Annotated in this window: 19 protein-coding genes; 11 read left to right on the forward strand and 8 right to left on the reverse strand. The window is 54.5% G+C overall.

Annotated elements, in window-relative coordinates; translation table 11 throughout:
* Nucleotides 1-2 precede the first annotated feature (2 nt).
* Nucleotides 3-983, reverse strand: coding sequence for an arabinose-5-phosphate isomerase KdsD (kdsD, locus tag AC6I8R_RS02535; RefSeq protein ID WP_021184244.1), 981 nt, complete (start codon nt 981-983; stop codon nt 3-5).
* Nucleotides 984-999: 16 nt separating this feature from the next.
* Entirely contained in the window at nt 1000-1980 is a 981-nt protein-coding gene (locus AC6I8R_RS02540; RefSeq protein ID WP_497831868.1) for a calcium/sodium antiporter, read from the reverse strand.
* A gap of 226 nt (nt 1981-2206) precedes the next feature.
* Here AC6I8R_RS02540 and mlaF point away from each other — a divergent pair, with 226 nt between their 5' ends.
* From mlaF to murA, 7 genes are all read left to right on the forward strand, one after another.
* Nucleotides 2207-3022, forward strand: a complete 816-nt coding sequence (gene mlaF, locus AC6I8R_RS02545) for a phospholipid ABC transporter ATP-binding protein MlaF (RefSeq protein WP_021184246.1) — start codon at nt 2207-2209, stop codon at nt 3020-3022.
* A 4-nt stretch (nt 3023-3026) separates the two neighbouring features.
* The gene (gene mlaE, locus AC6I8R_RS02550) at nt 3027-3809 is read left to right on the forward strand and encodes a lipid asymmetry maintenance ABC transporter permease subunit MlaE (RefSeq protein ID WP_021184247.1); all 783 of its coding nucleotides are present in this window, start codon (nt 3027-3029) and stop codon (nt 3807-3809) included.
* 4 nt (nt 3810-3813) lie between these two features.
* Nucleotides 3814-4341, forward strand: a complete 528-nt coding sequence (mlaD, locus tag AC6I8R_RS02555; RefSeq protein ID WP_021184248.1) for an outer membrane lipid asymmetry maintenance protein MlaD — start codon at nt 3814-3816, stop codon at nt 4339-4341.
* 19 nt (nt 4342-4360) lie between these two features.
* Nucleotides 4361-4993, forward strand: a complete 633-nt coding sequence (gene mlaC, locus AC6I8R_RS02560) for a phospholipid-binding protein MlaC (RefSeq protein ID WP_021184249.1) — start codon at nt 4361-4363, stop codon at nt 4991-4993.
* On the forward strand, nt 4993-5298 hold the full coding sequence (mlaB, locus tag AC6I8R_RS02565) for a lipid asymmetry maintenance protein MlaB (protein WP_021184250.1): 306 nt from the start codon (nt 4993-4995) through the stop codon (nt 5296-5298). The genes mlaC and mlaB overlap by 1 nt, the downstream gene beginning before the upstream one ends.
* Nucleotides 5299-5413: 115 nt before the next feature.
* Complete coding sequence (gene ibaG / locus AC6I8R_RS02570; RefSeq protein WP_021184251.1) at nt 5414-5671, forward strand: BolA family iron metabolism protein IbaG; 258 nt, start codon at nt 5414-5416, stop codon at nt 5669-5671.
* A 54-nt stretch (nt 5672-5725) separates the two neighbouring features.
* Nucleotides 5726-6985 (forward strand): UDP-N-acetylglucosamine 1-carboxyvinyltransferase, encoded by a 1260-nt coding sequence (murA, locus tag AC6I8R_RS02575; RefSeq protein ID WP_036626380.1) that lies wholly within the window; start codon nt 5726-5728, stop codon nt 6983-6985.
* A gap of 58 nt (nt 6986-7043) precedes the next feature.
* Here the strand turns inward: murA and AC6I8R_RS02580 are convergent, their stop codons facing one another.
* Nucleotides 7044-7355, reverse strand: a complete 312-nt coding sequence (locus AC6I8R_RS02580; RefSeq protein WP_208724693.1) for a helix-turn-helix domain-containing protein — start codon at nt 7353-7355, stop codon at nt 7044-7046.
* A gap of 233 nt (nt 7356-7588) precedes the next feature.
* Nucleotides 7589-8560, reverse strand: a complete 972-nt coding sequence (gene ispB / locus AC6I8R_RS02585; RefSeq protein ID WP_497831869.1) for an octaprenyl diphosphate synthase — start codon at nt 8558-8560, stop codon at nt 7589-7591.
* 255 nt (nt 8561-8815) lie between these two features.
* On the opposite strand from ispB, the gene rplU reads away from it, so the two are divergent.
* The 4 genes from rplU to AC6I8R_RS02605 all read left to right on the forward strand — a co-directional run bounded on the left by rplU (nt 8816) and on the right by AC6I8R_RS02605 (nt 12132).
* Complete coding sequence (gene rplU, locus AC6I8R_RS02590; protein WP_013507673.1) at nt 8816-9127, forward strand: 50S ribosomal protein L21; 312 nt, start codon at nt 8816-8818, stop codon at nt 9125-9127.
* Between the two features lie 15 nt (nt 9128-9142).
* Nucleotides 9143-9400 carry a 50S ribosomal protein L27 gene (gene rpmA, locus AC6I8R_RS02595; protein WP_006121751.1) on the forward strand — a complete coding sequence of 86 codons (258 nt, stop codon included), beginning with the start codon at nt 9143-9145 and terminating at the stop codon, nt 9398-9400.
* 246 nt (nt 9401-9646) lie between these two features.
* Entirely contained in the window at nt 9647-10822 is a 1176-nt protein-coding gene (cgtA, locus tag AC6I8R_RS02600) for an Obg family GTPase CgtA (RefSeq protein WP_021184255.1), read from the forward strand.
* Between the two features lie 326 nt (nt 10823-11148).
* A complete protein-coding gene (locus AC6I8R_RS02605; RefSeq protein WP_497831829.1) occupies nt 11149-12132 on the forward strand; it encodes an IS110 family RNA-guided transposase in 984 nt (327 codons plus the stop codon).
* A gap of 47 nt (nt 12133-12179) precedes the next feature.
* On the opposite strand, the gene AC6I8R_RS02610 is transcribed toward AC6I8R_RS02605, so the two are convergent.
* The 4 genes from AC6I8R_RS02610 to AC6I8R_RS02625 are packed head-to-tail and all read right to left on the reverse strand — an operon-like array spanning nt 12180 to nt 15843.
* A complete protein-coding gene (locus tag AC6I8R_RS02610; RefSeq protein WP_021185718.1) occupies nt 12180-12596 on the reverse strand; it encodes a hotdog fold thioesterase in 417 nt (138 codons plus the stop codon).
* Between the two features lie 3 nt (nt 12597-12599).
* Nucleotides 12600-13358 carry a 2,3-dihydro-2,3-dihydroxybenzoate dehydrogenase gene (gene dhbA, locus AC6I8R_RS02615; protein ID WP_021185719.1) on the reverse strand — a complete coding sequence of 253 codons (759 nt, stop codon included), beginning with the start codon at nt 13356-13358 and terminating at the stop codon, nt 12600-12602.
* On the reverse strand, nt 13355-14209 hold the full coding sequence (locus AC6I8R_RS02620; RefSeq protein WP_415173141.1) for an isochorismatase family protein: 855 nt from the start codon (nt 14207-14209) through the stop codon (nt 13355-13357). Before AC6I8R_RS02620 ends, dhbA begins: the two co-directional genes overlap by 4 nt.
* A 17-nt stretch (nt 14210-14226) precedes the next feature.
* Nucleotides 14227-15843, reverse strand: coding sequence for a (2,3-dihydroxybenzoyl)adenylate synthase (locus AC6I8R_RS02625; protein ID WP_415173142.1), 1617 nt, complete (start codon nt 15841-15843; stop codon nt 14227-14229).
* Nucleotides 15844-15853 lie beyond the last annotated feature (10 nt).

A 15853-nucleotide genomic window follows, 5' to 3' on the forward strand; every position in this document is an offset into this window, starting at 1 on the left:
GTTCAGACAACGCCAGCGCGCAGCATGTCATGCATATGTACCACACCGAGCAGGCGATCGTCATCGGCCACCAGCAGCGCAGTGATGTTTTTGTTTTGCATCAGATTAAGGGCGTCAACGGCCAGCAGGTTGGGACGTACGCGAATACCGCCGCGTGTCATCACATCTTTGATGCTGGCTGACTGGAAATCGATACCCATATCAAACACCCGACGCAAGTCACCGTCGGTAAAGATGCCTTCGATTTTCATCAAGTCATCAACGATCACCGTCAGGCCGAGATTTTTACGTGTGATCTCCAGCAACGCATCACGCAGTGAGGCATCCCGAGAGACATGCGGGATCTCGTCGCCGCTGTGCATGATGTCGCTGACATGCAGCAGCAGTTTACGTCCGAGAGCCCCACCGGGATGGGACAGTGCAAAATCTTCCTGGGTAAATCCGCGTGCTTCCAGCAGCGCGACGGCCAGCGCATCGCCCATCACCAGCGTTGCGGTGGTGCTGGTGGTTGGGGCCAGCCCAAGAGGACAGGCTTCCTGTGGCACTTTGACGCACAGATGCACATCGGCGGCACGTCCCATCGCGCTGTCGGCGCGGCTGGTGATACAGATCAGCTGGACTTTCTGTCGCTTAAGAACCGGGATTAGCGCGAGGATTTCGTTGGATTCGCCGCTATTAGAAATGGCCACCACCACATCATCGGTGCTGACCATGCCAAGGTCACCGTGGCTGGCTTCCGCCGGATGAACAAAGAACGCTGGCGTTCCGGTGCTGGCGAACGTGGCGGCAATTTTTTTGCCGATATGTCCGGACTTGCCCATACCCATCACCACCACTTTGCCCCGACAGGCAAAGATCATTTCGCAGGCGCGGGAGAAATCGTCATTGATATATTGATCGAGTTGCTCAAGTCCTTCGCGCTCAATGCGCAGCACCGCTTTGCCCGCCTGTTGAAAGTCAAAATCCAGTCGCTGATGTGACATGCTCAGTCTGTCCTTATTAACTTGGGGTAAACATGGGGCTAAGCCACAGCCAGCACACCCACACGATAAATCCAGCTAACAACAAGGTGCCTGCTGCCCGGCCAATTCGGCGTCGCGGTTGCAGGCACAGCAGGGCGAACAACACGCTAACCCCCAACATGACCCAGTAATCCCGGGCAAACGCGTGGGGATCAATACTGCCCGGATGAATCAACGCAGGCAGGCCCAGTACGATAGCCAGATTATAAATGTTGGCACCGATCAGGTTGCCGATGGCGATATCGTCCTCGCCTTTCATGGCCCCGGCAATCACAGTCGCCAGCTCTGGCAGGCTGGTACCTACCGAGATCAGCGTCAGGCCCATCACCAGTTCACTCACCCCGAAATAGTCGGCAAAGACCGTCGCGTTATCGATCACCATCCGGGTCGACATAGGCAGGATCAGCAACGCCACGGCAAGCCACAGGAAGGCCACGGTATTACCGGTTTCATCGCGTGGTAGCTCGGCTAATTGTTCGCGCGTCAGGGTGTCATTGTTCTCGCGTTCGGCCCGGCGCGCGATGCGGATCACCACCAACAGATAAACCAGCGCAATCAGCAACAAAGCCAAACCATCGAGGCGGCTAAGATGATTATCAAACAACATGATGCCGCTCAGCAGTGAGACCAGCAGCATTAACGGGAGTTCGCGACGAATCAGATTGGAGTGGACGGTTAAGGGGTGCAGCAGCGCAGCGCCGCCCAGTATTAGCAAAATATTGGTGATGTTCGAACCCAGAGCTGTGCCTACTGCTAAATCCATCTGCCCATGTTGCGCGGCGGAGAAAGAGACGATCAATTCTGGAAGCGAAGTGCCGATGCTGACCACCGTCATACCGATGATTAATGGCGGGATGCCAAAGGATCGACTGAGGATCGCGGCACTGAAAACTAATCGGTCAGCACCGTAAGCCAGTAAAATCAATCCAATGAACAGCAGGGCAGTGGCTACGAACATGAAAAATCCTTGATGGCCGGGGGTGTCGGCACACCTTGACCGACGGGTAAAAACATTAGCGCATTGAAACAGGCGCTGATTTTGACTGTCTGAGAGGCAAAAGTAAATTTTAAGGCGGTTTTCGCCACACCGGGTGGGTAAGTTTCTGTAAAACTCTCGTGCATTGCGGCCTTACAGGCTACCATCCCCGGACACGATAACGCCCGATCCCCATTAAGAGGTAAAGATGATCCAGCAACAAGCGAATCTGGTTGAGGTTCGTGGCGTGAGCTTTTCGCGCGGAGATCGCACCATCTTCGACGACATATCCTTAACGGTACCGGCGGGCAAAGTCACCGCCATCATGGGGCCGTCAGGTATTGGTAAAACCACATTACTTCGTCTGATTGGTGGTCAGCTGCAACCGGATAAAGGTGAAATCTGGTTTCACGATGAGAACATTCCCTCATTGTCGCGCAGCAGATTGTATGAAGTGCGTAAAAAAATGAGCATGTTGTTCCAGTCGGGGGCACTTTTTACCGATCTTAGCGTCTTTGACAATGTCGCCTGGCCGTTGCGTGAGCATACGCAATTACCGCCGGAGCTGCTACACAGCACGGTGATGATGAAGCTGGAGGCGGTGGGGCTGCGCGGCGCGGCACAACTCAAACCGGCGGAACTGTCGGGCGGTATGGCACGGCGTGCTGCGCTGGCGCGCGCGATTGCGCTGGAGCCGGATCTGATCATGTTTGATGAACCCTTTGTTGGTCAGGATCCGATCACTATGGGTGTGCTGGTAAAATTGATTGATGAGTTAAACCATTCGCTGGGCGTAACCTGCATTGTGGTTTCGCACGATGTGCCAGAGGTCTTGAGCATTGCGGATCATGCCTATATTGTTGCCGGGCAAAAAGTTATTGCTCAGGGAAGTGCGCCTGAATTGCGACAAAACGCAGATCCACGCGTGCGCCAGTTTATTGAGGGGCATGCGGATGGCCCGGTGCCGTTCCGCTTTCCGGCCGGGGATTATCTGGCTGATTTGACCCAAGCAGGGAGAACCTAAACTGATGTTGTTACAGGCGCTGGCGTCACTTGGACGTCAGGGGATAAACACCTGTGCGGCGTTTGGTCGCGCAGGAATGATGTTGTTTCATGCGCTGGTGGGTAAACCGGCGTTTCGCAAACACGCGCCATTGCTGATTAAGCAACTCTACAGCGTGGGCGTCATGTCACTGCTGATCATCATGGTTTCCGGGTTGTTTATCGGTATGGTGCTGGGATTGCAGGGCTATCTGGTTCTCACCACCTACAGCGCGGAAACCAGCCTTGGCATGTTGGTGGCGCTGTCGCTGCTGCGTGAACTTGGCCCGGTGGTCACCGCCTTGTTGTTTGCCGGGCGTGCAGGATCGGCGTTGACGGCGGAAATTGGCCTGATGAAGGCGACTGAGCAGCTCTCCAGCATGGAGATGATGGCAGTCGACCCGCTGCGCCGCGTGGTGTCACCGCGTTTCTGGGCCGGTTTTATCAGCATGCCGCTGCTGGCGTTGATTTTTACGGCTGTGGGGATTGCGGGCGGCGCGTTGGTGGGCGTCAGCTGGAAGGGGATCGATCCAGGGTTCTTCTGGTCCGCGATGCAAAATGCCGTGGATTTCCGTACTGATGTCATCAACTGCATTATCAAAAGCGCAGTCTTCGCCATTACGGTAACCTGGATTGCGCTGTTCAATGGCTATGATGCCATCCCGACCTCGGAAGGGATCAGTCGGGCGACGACGCGTACCGTGGTGCACGCTTCACTGGCGGTACTCGGATTGGATTTTGTGCTGACAGCACTGATGTTTGGGAAATGATGCAATGCAAAGCAAGAAAAACGAAATTTGGGTAGGCGTCTTCATGCTGCTGGCTCTGCTGGCAATGCTGTTTCTCAGCCTGCGTGTTGCTGACCTGAAGTCGCTGGGGACTGAACCTACATGGAAGCTGTATGCCACGTTCGATAATATCGGCGGCCTGAAAGTCAGCTCGCCGGTCAAGATTGGCGGCGTGGTGATTGGTCGAGTGACCGAAATCTCTCTGGATGATAAAACCCTGTCGCCGCGCGTGACGATGGCGATCAGCGATCAATACGCTGACAAAATACCGGACACCAGTTCACTGGCGATCCGCACCCAGGGATTACTGGGTGAACAGTTCCTGGCGTTGAATCTGGGCTTTGATGACCCGGATCTCGGATCAGCGATGCTGAAAGATGGCGGTACGCTGCGTGATACCAAATCGGCGCTGGTGCTGGAAGATTTAATTGGCCAGTTCTTGTATAAGAGCGGCGACAATAAAAACGATAATAAACAACAGGGTGCTGAGAGCGCACCCGCAGTAACGGAATAATCCCAAGAGGTACAACACGATGTTAAAACGTTTACTGATGATTGCCATGCTGGCCATCGTTCCCCTGGCCGCTACGGCCGCGGACCAGAGCAATCCCTATAAACTGATGGATGAAGCGGCGGCGAAAACCTTTACTCGCCTGAAAAACGAACAGCCGAAGATTAAGCAGGACCCGAACTACCTGCGCGATATCGTGCGCCAGGAATTGCTGCCGTATGTCCAGATCAAATACGCCGGTGCATTGGTGCTGGGCCGTTACTATCGTGATGCGACCCCTGCGCAGCGTGATGCTTACTTTGCTGCTTTTGGTGATTATCTGGCGCAGGCTTACGGTCAGGCTCTGGCCCTGTATCACGGTCAGACCTACCAAATCCAACCGGAACAGCCGATTGGCGATGCCAATATCGTGGCAATTCGTGTCACAATTATTGACCCTAATGGTCGCCCGCCGGTTCGCCTTGATTTCCAGTGGCGTAAGAACACCCGCACCGGTGACTGGCAAGCCTATGACATGGTGGCTGAAGGTATCAGTATGATCACCACCAAACAGAATGAGTGGGGCGATCTGCTGCGCACCAAAGGTATTGATGGTCTGACCGCGCAGTTGAAAGCCTCAGCAGCGCAGCCTATCTCTCTGGATAAGCAGCAATAATGAGCGAACCATTACGCTGGCAGCGCACTGGCAGCACACTGGCCCTGAGCGGCAAACTGGATCGTGATACGCTTCTTGCCTTGTGGCATCAGCGTGAAACGGCTATGGCAGGCATCGATACCATTGATGTGGCTGCGCTGGATCGTGTTGATTCGGCAGGTCTGGCGTTGTTGGTGCATTTACGTGAAATCGTTCGTGCGCAAGGCAGCACGCCATGCTTTAGCGGTATTACCGAGAAACTCCAGTCTCTGATTACGCTTTATAACCTCCAGCAGATAATTGTTTCTGCGGAACAAACCGCCTAATCATTATCCACATCTATAAAGCCCCTGATGCTTTCAGGGGCTTTTGCGTATTTAAGAGTCAGGAACTTTCCTCTAAGATGTCTGGCTTATTCTTATTAACTTGAAGCAAAGAGCGATGGAAAATAGTGAAGTTCAGGCTGTGCTGATGCAGGCGCTGCCGTTAGACGAAGTACATGTCCTCAGCAACGATGGCAGCCACTTTCAGGTGATTGCCGTCGGTGAGATGTTTGGCGAGCTGAGCCGGGTTAAAAAGCAGCAGGCGGTTTACGCGCCTCTGATGGAATATATTGCGGATAATCGCATTCATGCGGTTTCTATTAAAACTTATACCCCTGCCGAGTGGGCGCGCGATCGGAAACTTAACGGTTTCTAAGCGCACAAGCCTGCTCAGGCGGGCTTGTTGGGATGGATATTGAGAACCATGTTAATGGACAAATTTCGTGTGCAAGGCCCGACCCGTTTGAGTGGTGAAGTCACCATCTCCGGGGCGAAAAACGCTGCGCTACCTATTCTGTTTGCAGCGCTGTTGGCTGAAGAGCCAGTAGAGATTCAGAATGTGCCGAAACTGCGTGACATCGACACCACCATGAAGCTGCTGAGTCAGCTGGGTGCGAAAGTTGAACGCAATGGTTCGGTACACGTTGATGCGCGCGAAGTTAATGTCTTCTGTGCGCCTTACGATCTGGTTAAAACCATGCGAGCCTCCATTTGGGCGCTGGGGCCGCTGGTTGCGCGCTTTGGTCAGGGGCAAGTGTCACTGCCGGGCGGCTGCGCGATTGGTGCGCGTCCGGTTGATCTGCACATTACCGGCCTTGAGCAGCTGGGTGCGGAGATCAAACTGGAAGAGGGCTATGTCAAAGCCTCGGTTGATGGTCGTCTGAAAGGTGCGCATATCGTGATGGACAAAGTGAGCGTGGGTGCCACCGTGACCATTATGAGCGCAGCGACCCTGGCGACCGGTACCACTATCATTGAAAACGCCGCGCGTGAACCGGAAATTGTCGATACGGCAAACTTCCTCAACACCCTGGGGGCGAAAATCAGTGGCGCAGGTACTGATAAAATCACCATCGAAGGCGTAGAACGCCTGGGTGGCGGCGTGTATCGCGTACTGCCAGACCGTATCGAAACCGGTACTTTCCTGGTGGCGGCAGCGATCTCGCGTGGCAAAGTGCTGTGCCACAATACCCAGCCTGATACGCTGGATGCCGTACTGGCTAAACTGCGTGATGCCGGTGCGGATATCGAAACCGGTGAAGACTGGATCAGCCTTGATATGCATGGTAAGCGTCCGAAAGCGGTCAATGTGCGCACTGCTCCGCATCCGGGCTTCCCGACTGACATGCAGGCGCAGTTCACACTGCTTAACCTGGTGGCAGAAGGTACTGGCGTGATCACCGAGACGATCTTCGAAAACCGCTTTATGCACATCCCTGAGCTGATCCGCATGGGTGCGCACGCGGAAATCGAAAGCAACACGGCGATCTGTCATGGCGTTGAAACCCTTTCTGGTGCTCAGGTGATGGCGACTGACTTACGTGCGTCGGCCAGTCTGGTATTGGCAGGTTGCATTGCGGAAGGCACCACGTTGGTTGATCGCATTTACCATATCGATCGTGGTTATGAGCATATCGAAGATAAGCTGAAAGCGATGGGTGCGAATATCGAACGCGTCAGCGGCGAATAACGATCTTATCGGCTTGAAATAAAGAAACCAGTCGCATGATGCGGCTGGTTTTTTTTTGTCAGAGATCCGGGCAAGAGGCTTCAGGATCTACAGGCAATTCGGGATCTTTTTCAGCGGGCAGGCGTACTTTGCGATCGCGTAAGCAACGTGTCTTAGGATCATAATACCGGCTCGGCCAGATCTCTGAGGGATGAATATTGAGTGCTCCGGCAATCAACCATTCACCTTTCGGCCAGGGGCGAACGATTGCATTGGCCAGCGTTGATGAGCTCAGACCTGACTGTCGTGACAATTCCGCCATTGTCATCCCCTTTTTTCTCAGGCGGGCGATAATGTCAGCCGAATGCCAGTCTTTTCTCCTTATGCGCATAAACTTCTACTCCTTGTCCATGTTGCCATCTAATCCAACGGGAGAATATGCCTTTCCTTCGCAAAGGTAGCTGGAAAGTTACAGATATTTATAGCAAAAAGATTCCAGAAATTTCCAGTAAGTTTCAAGTAATGATCAATAACTGCGTGATATTTCGCAAAAGTTTTGCAAACGATGTAAAAGGATGGAGCAGAAGTGAGAGCGAGAAGGGGCCAGAAACGGCCCCATAGAGATTAAAAATCGCGTTGGACGGACATATGGGCCAGGGCCTCAAGTGCGCTACGCCACGGCGTTTCCGGCAGGATTTTCAGCGCAGCGATCGCTTTATCAGCTTCTTCTTCCGCGCGTTGGCGCGTCCACGCCAGCGAGCCGCATTGTTGCATCGCTTCCAGCACGGGTTCCAGCAGATGGCGGCCATTACCCTCTTCAATGGCGCGACGAATCATTTGCGCCTGCTCAGGCGTGCCGTGGTGCATGGCATGCAGCAAGGGCAGCGTCGGTTTCCCTTCACTCAGGTCATCACCGGTATTTTTGCCCAGCGTCTCACCGTCGGCGCTGTAGTCCAGTAAATCGTCAATTAACTGGAAAGCGGTGCCAATATAGCGACCATAATCCTGGAGCGCTTTTTCTTGTGCCGGGGGGGCCTCAGCGAGAATGGCGGACGCTTGCGAAGCAGCTTCAAACAGACGGGCGGTTTTGCTGTAAATCACCCGCATGTAATTCTCTTCAGTGATATCCGGATCGTTGACGTTCATCAGCTGTAACACTTCGCCCTCGGCGATCACGTTTACCGCTTCAGACATCAGTGCAAGGATCTTCAGGGATCCCATGCTGGTCATCATCTGGAAAGCACGGGTGTAGATAAAATCACCGACCAGCACGCTGGCAGCGTTGCCAAAGGCGGCATTGGCCGTCGCTTTGCCACGACGCATATCGGATTCATCCACCACATCGTCATGCAGCAGCGTGGCGGTGTGGATAAATTCGATCAGCGCCGCATTGGTGATATGTTGCGAACCCTGGTAATTCAGTGCGCGTGCTGACAGCACCGCAATCATCGGGCGAATACGTTTTCCGCCGCCGCTGATGATGTAATAACCCAACTGGTTAATCAGCGAGACATCTGAATTCAGCTGGTCGAGGATGGTCTGGTTGACGGCCGCCATGTCCTGCGCGGTTAATTCATTAATCTGTTCTAAGTTCATTCGTCTGTTCAGCTATGACTCGTTTCTCGGCATGGTAAGCGCTTTTACCCAGCGTGAGTTCAGGTAATCTGTTACTGATTGTACTTGAAAAATCGCCTCGATAAACGTTTGCATTCATCCTGCGCTTTTTTTCTGCAAGAGAGTGCAAAGTGCACTTGTCTTCTGCTGGAGATTTGCGTAGAATTCGCGCCCTATTGTGAATATTTATAGCGCCGCCTGATAAACAAAAAGGCATGCGCAGAAGCGGAGTTTTATATGTACGCGGTTTTCCAAAGTGGTGGTAAACAACACCGAGTAAGCGAAGGTCAGACCGTTCGCCTGGAAAAGCTGGACATCGCAACCGGTGAAACCATCGAGTTCGACCAGGTTCTGATGATTGCAAATGGCGAAGACGTGAAAATCGGCGCGCCACTGGTTTCAGGCGGCGTGATCAAAGCAGAAGTTGTTGCTCATGGTCGTGGCGAGAAAATTAAAATCGTTAAGTTTCGTCGTCGTAAGCACTACCGTAAGCAGCAGGGCCACCGTCAGTGGTTCACTGATGTGAAAATCACTGGCATCAGCGCCTAAGAGGAGATCTGACAAATGGCACATAAAAAGGCTGGTGGCTCGACTCGTAACGGTCGTGACTCCAATGCAAAACGTCTGGGTGTTAAACGTTTCGGTGGCGAATCTGTTCTGGCAGGTAGCATCATCGTTCGTCAGCGTGGTACCAAATTCCACGCTGGTAACAACGTAGGTTGTGGTCGTGACCACACCCTGTTTGCTACCGCAGACGGCAAAGTTAAATTCGAAGTTAAAGGTCCGAACAACCGTAAATACATCAGCATCGTTGCTGAGTAAGGTTGTCGTGACGCAGACGGTTAACGTCTGAACGAACGAATGAAAGGCCCCGCAGCTTTGCGGGGCTTTTTACATTCTGCTGCGGAGCGCGCGTAAGCCTGCATCCTGACGCAGATTGCTGTACAATTTATGTACACAAGGCATTGCCCATCCTGTATTATCCGCCGCCGGTCAGCGCAGAAGACCCTGGCGGACCCGTTCGCAGTTGGGAACCCGCTGAGAACGTTAGTGTGACGGAGAAAGAAAATGAAGTTTGTTGATGAAGCGACGATCCTGGTGGTCGCGGGTGATGGCGGTAATGGTTGCGTCAGCTTCCGCCGCGAAAAATACATTCCGAAAGGTGGTCCGGACGGTGGTGACGGCGGCGATGGCGGCGACGTTTACCTGCTGGCGGATGAAAACCTGAATACCCTGATCGATTATCGTTTCGAAAAATCTTTCCGTGCTGAGCGTGGCCAGAATGGCCAGAGCCGTGACTGTACCGGCAAACGTGGTAAAGACATCATCGTCAAAGTCCCTGTAGGGACGCGAGTCATTGACCAGGGCACCGGTGAAACGCTGGGCGATATGACCCGCCACGAGCAGAAGTTGATGGTCGCCAAAGGCGGCTGGCATGGTCTGGGCAATACCCGTTTTAAATCCTCTGTGAACCGTACTCCGCGCCAGAAAACGATGGGTACGCCGGGTGAAAAGCGTGACCTGCAACTGGAGCTGATGCTGCTGGCTGACGTCGGTATGCTTGGTTTGCCGAATGCAGGTAAATCGACCTTTATTCGTGCTGTTTCTGCCGCGAAGCCAAAAGTTGCTGATTATCCGTTTACCACCCTGGTGCCAAGCCTCGGCGTGGTGCGTATGGACAGCGAAAAAAGCTTTGTGGTCGCCGACATTCCGGGCCTGATTGAAGGTGCTGCGGAAGGTGCGGGCCTGGGTATTCGCTTCCTGAAACACCTTGAACGCTGCCGCGTATTGTTGCACCTGATCGACATCGCGCCGATTGACGAGTCTGATCCGGTAGAAAACGCGCGCATCATCCTCGGCGAGCTGGAAAAGTACAGCGATAAACTGTATCAGAAGCCGCGCTGGCTGGTGTTCAACAAAACTGACCTGCTGAGCCGTGAAGAAGCGGAAAGCCGTGCTAAAGCGATTGCAGAAGCGCTGGGCTGGGAAAATAAATACTATCTGATTTCCGCTGCCAGCCGTGATGGCGTCAACGACCTGTGTTGGGACGTGATGAGTTTCATCATCGCGAACCCGAAAGAAGTCGAAGAAGAAGCGAAAGAGCCGGAGAAAGTTGCCTTCATGTGGGATGATTACCACCGTGAAGCGATGGAAAACGCGCAGGAAGTGGAAGAAGACGAAGACTGGGATGACGACTGGGATGAAGATGACGACGAGGGCGTCGAAATCATTTACCAGCGTTAATTGATCCAGCAAAAAGCGGCCAGATGGCCGCTTTTTTGTTGCCGATGCGTAGCGGCGCGATTTATCGCGCAATACCCAACACGATGCCGGAAACACCCGCGCGATAAATCGCGCCGCTTGTATCTTGAAGTTGTAACTGGTTAGCTACCCGTTACACGAAACGGAGGCAGCTTGTCGCGCCGCTTAAGACCCGATCTTGTGCCGTAGCTTAAAGCCCTCCGTTTCTCCTTTCACGCCAGCATCTACTCTGAACGGTAACCAGAAGCTCTGACTTCGTATGTACAAGGCAAGATGGCGTGATGGTTCATGTGAAAGGGAGCTGTCTTATGATTTATCTCGGTATTGATGTCAGTAAAAACAAACTCGACCTCTGCCTGTTGCCCGGCAACGGGAAAAAGAAAACCAAAACCCTCAAAAATCATCCCGACGCCGACCGGGAGATAAATGACTGGTTACTCAGGCAAAAATGCCATCCTGAACAGGTGATGGTGGTGCTCGAAGCGACCGGCATTTATCACGAAAACGTCGCCTTCGGTCTTCATGAAAATACCCCCGTTACAGTCTGCATCAGCAATCCTCAGCGGGTCAGGGAGTTCGCCCGTGGAATGGCTATCCTGACTAAAAACGACTCCGTTGATGCTTACATCCTGGCCCGTTATGGCGAGCTGAAACAGCCTGATGCCTGGGTGCCACCCTCCCCGGAGGTCCGTAAACTTCGGGAGCTGGTGCGTCTGCGGGACTCACTTCAGGCTGATGTCCAGCGGGCGGAGAACCGACTGGAAAAGGCTCATTCAACCCGCACAGCGCCTGAAATCATTGACTCGCTGGAGAGAACCCTGAAAGCCCACAGGGACGAGCTGAAGCGTATTGAAGCGCTCATCTCAGACCACACAGATAATCATCCGGGTCTGAAGGAAGACCGTGAGCTGCTGGAATCGATAAAAGGAATAGGCAGCGTGGTGGGCACGACAATGCTGTCGGTGCTGCGCTCGTGTCCGTTCCGGAGTGCTTCACAGGTCGCTGCGTGGCTGGGTGTGGTACCGGTGGAAAAAACGTCCGGTAGCTCAGTCAGGGGGCGTGCGCGGATGTCAAAAACAGGCCCGGCAGACGTAAGGGCGAAACTGTATATGGCGGCGATCGTAGCGATCAGGTGGAATGCCCCGGCGAAGGCGCTGTACCAGAGGCTAATCGCGAAGGGCAAAGCCAGCAAGGCCGCGCTTGGAGCGGTGATGCGCAAGCTGGTTCATCAGTGCTTCGGGGTGCTGAAAACGCGGATGAAGTGGGATGAAAATTACGCAGCTACCGCTTGACGTTCAAGACGGTAGCTACGGCAGAAAGGATGGCATACCGGGTCAAATTACCCGAGCACTGCCACCGTCAAACGGCTACTACAGCACAACTGATCGCGTCCATTGCGGATCTCAATCTGCCAGCTTTGATTACGTGCACCGAGATGCAGTGGGCGGCAGATACCGCGTACTTCGCCGCTGCTGACCGCGCGGTGATGACTGGCACTCACCTCAATCCCCACCACGCTTTTTCCCTCTTCCACGCTGAGATAGCCGGCAATCGATCCCATAGATTCCGCCAACACCACCGATGCGCCGCCGTGCAACAAACCAAATGGCTGCTGCGTGCGTGCATCTACCGGCATGATGGCCTCAAGGTAATCGTCGCCGATCACGGTAAACACAATGCCCAGATGCGCCACCAGTGAGTTCTCACCCATCCGGTTCAGTTCATCCAGTTCTATCGATCGTTTCCAGATTGCCATGCATCAGGCTCCCAGCGTCGCGCCACCGTCCACCACGATATCCTGGAGTACCACATGGCTGGCGAGATCGGAAGCAAGGAACAGAATGTTGGCAGCGATCTCCTGCGGTTTGGCGATCTTACGCAGCGGGATCCCGAGTTTATATTGATCCTGGAAACCGTTGATCATCTCCTGCTCCGCTTCCGGGGTATGCCACAGGCTGCGCTGCATATCGGTATCGGTCGATCCCGGTGAGACGATATTGCAACGCACGCCGAGCGGAGCCATCTCCAGACCTACGGTGAGGCACAGGCTACGTAGCGCCGCTTTGGATGCGCCATAGGCAGACATGCCAAGGCGTGGTGCATGGGCGGCATTCGAAGCGATGGTGACGATAGCGCCAGCCCGTTGCTGGCGGAACACCGGCAGCGTCTGCTGGAACATATTGAACGCACCACCGGCGTTGACGGCGAGGCAAGCCTGCCAGTCCTCAAACGCCAGTTCTTCGGTGCTGCCGATACGCAGAATGCCAGCACCGTTTACCAGCACATCGAGACGCGGTTGATCCGCCAGCAGACGCTGGCAGACGGTTTTCACTTCAGCAGCATCAGCAACGTTCATCACCTGACAGGCAAACGGATAGTCGGCCTGATCAAAACGCAGATCGAAGCCCACCACCTGCGCGCCCGCCTGATGAAAAGCCAGCGCCGTATGGTAGCCGATGCCTTTACCTGCCCCGGTTACCCAGACAATTTTTCCGCGGAAATCAAACGGCAGGCTCATTTCGTCGACTCCCGCGACAGCAGTGCCCACCAGCCGTCAATGCTGGGATTCTTCGCCAGGCTAACGAAATCGATATCGCTGTGTACCTGACGCCAGCGCGCTGCCAGCGCCATCACGCGTACGGAATCAAGACCGTAGTCGATCAGATTCTCATCATCTTCCGGCACATCGTCATCTTCCAGCAGCGGCAGGATCAGCGCGCGCAGATCGTCTTTGCTCAGCGGCAGCGGCATCAGATCAGCGGTCATCACCACTTTGCCGCTTCGGCCAGCGGTGTAGGTCAGCGCCATCAGATGTTCTTCACGGGTAAAGTCAGCCAGCGCATCGGCCACCATAAATGGCTGGATGTTGCGCATAAAGGCATCAGTGGCGGTGGTCAGGCAGCCGATATGGGCGTAAACGCCGGTAATGATCAGCTGATCGCGGCCCATCTCTTGCAGGATCGACTCCAGCGGCGAACGATGAAAGGCGCTGTAACGCCATTTGGTCAGTACATGATCGTGCTGATCCGGTGCCAGAGCATCAACGATCTTCTGTTGATCGGGATGCTTGTTGAGGCCGGGTCCCCACATATCATTCAGTAGCGCACGATCTTCATCGCTCTGCTGGTTAGGCTGTGCGGTGTAGAACACCGGGATGTCTTGCGCTTTGCAGTAGGCACGCAGCCGCGCGATGTTTTCGACAACCTGATTCACCAGCGGGCTGTTTTCGCCCCAAAAATTAAGGAAATAGGCCTGCATATCGTGAATCAGCAGCGCCGCGCGTTGCGGCTCCAGCGCCCATTTCACCTTGTTGGCAGGCAACTCGGTGGCGGTCGGCAGCGGATAAGAGGTCAATTTTGGAATAGCCATACAATCTCCGGAACAGGTCAGGCTTGCGCTTGTTGGTCGGCAAGTTGTTGGCGCAGACGTTTTTTATCTACCTTACCAACCGGGGTCAGCGGCAGGGCGTCTACGCAGGTAATACGATCGGGTAATTTGAACTCGGCTACGCCCAGTTCGCGCAGATGGCGACGCAGCGCCACCGGCTTAATCGGCTGGCTGGCGACAATAAAGGCGCAGCTTTTTTCACCCATCAGCTCATCATTCATCGATACCAGCGCAGCGTGAATCACATCCGGGTGACGTTGCAGCAGGTTTTCGATCTCCTCAGCGGCGATCTTCTCTCCGCCACGGTTGATCTGATCTTTTTCGCGTCCCTGTACGGTGATGTAACCCTGCGGGTTAATCTCAATCAGATCGCCGGAACAGTAAAACCCGTCGGCATCAAAGCTGGCGGTGTTATGCTCCGGGCTGCGATAGTAACCACGGAAGGTATAAGGACCGCGTGTCATCAGACGGCCCACTTCACCCACCGGCAATGCATTGCCATCGGCATCGGCGACCCAGACTTCATCATCATCAGAAATTGGACGTCCCTGGGTGGTGAGGATGGTTTTCTCGTCGTCGTCGAAGCGTGTGTAGTTCACCAGCCCTTCCGCCATACCGAAAACCTGTTGTAACCGGCAGCCAATTTCTTGTTGGATGCGGGAAGCCAATGTCTCACCCAACTTCGCACCGCCCACCTGCATCCGTTCCAGTGAGGCCAGTTGTTTGTTGCTGCCCCATTCCTGAATCGCCTGCAACCACAGGCTCACCGCAGGCGGCACCAGGCCGGTATCGGTGATCTGATGTTTTTCGATCAACGGAAAGCACAGTGTTGCGCTGGGATCGGCGGCCAGTACCACCTGACCACCGGCATAAAACACGCCGAGTGCGCCGGGTGAACTCATCGGAAAGTTATGTGCCGCAGGCAGCGCCACCAGATAGCGGGTGCGGTCGGTCACGGCGCAAATATCCACGCTGCCACGAATGCTGTAGTAGTAATCGTTGTGGGTACGCGGGATCAGCTTCGGCGTACCGGTACTGCCGCCGGAGAGCTGGAAGAAGGCCACTTCATCACCCGCACTCGGCGTCGGGGTGAAATCACCGGCGCTTTCCGCCAGCAGCGTTTCCAGGGTGTTTTCCGGCTGGGTGTCATTGCGCAGAATCACCTGCTGCAACGAGGGATGGCTGCGGCACAGCACATCGATAAAGCTATCATCAGCGAACAGCGGATGGGTACGATCGGCAATCAGCAGCACCGGTTCAATCTGCGCCGCGTAGGCGGTCATTTCTGTGCGCTGATGGCTGAACAACGCATTGACGGGTGCCACGCCGATTTTAAATAAGGCAAACAGGGTCAGATAGAAATCCGCCACGTTGCCGAGCTGCACCAACGCGGTATCGCCGGTTTTCAGGCCGCGACGTTGCAGGGCAGCCGCCAGGTTGTCGGTCAGCTGATCCATTTCGCGATAGCTGATTTGGCGTTCGCCGTCGATCACCGCGATGGCGTCATTCTGTTGCTGACGCGCCAGGATGTCGGTCATTGGTACGTCGAGCCAGTAGCCTTTTTCGCGGTAACGGGTGGCGAGTTCATCAGGCCAGCGGTTGTAGGGAATACTCATGGTCTTTCCT

The sequence above is a fragment of the Pantoea sp. X-Soil-OKNW-713 genome (assembly GCF_059730685.1).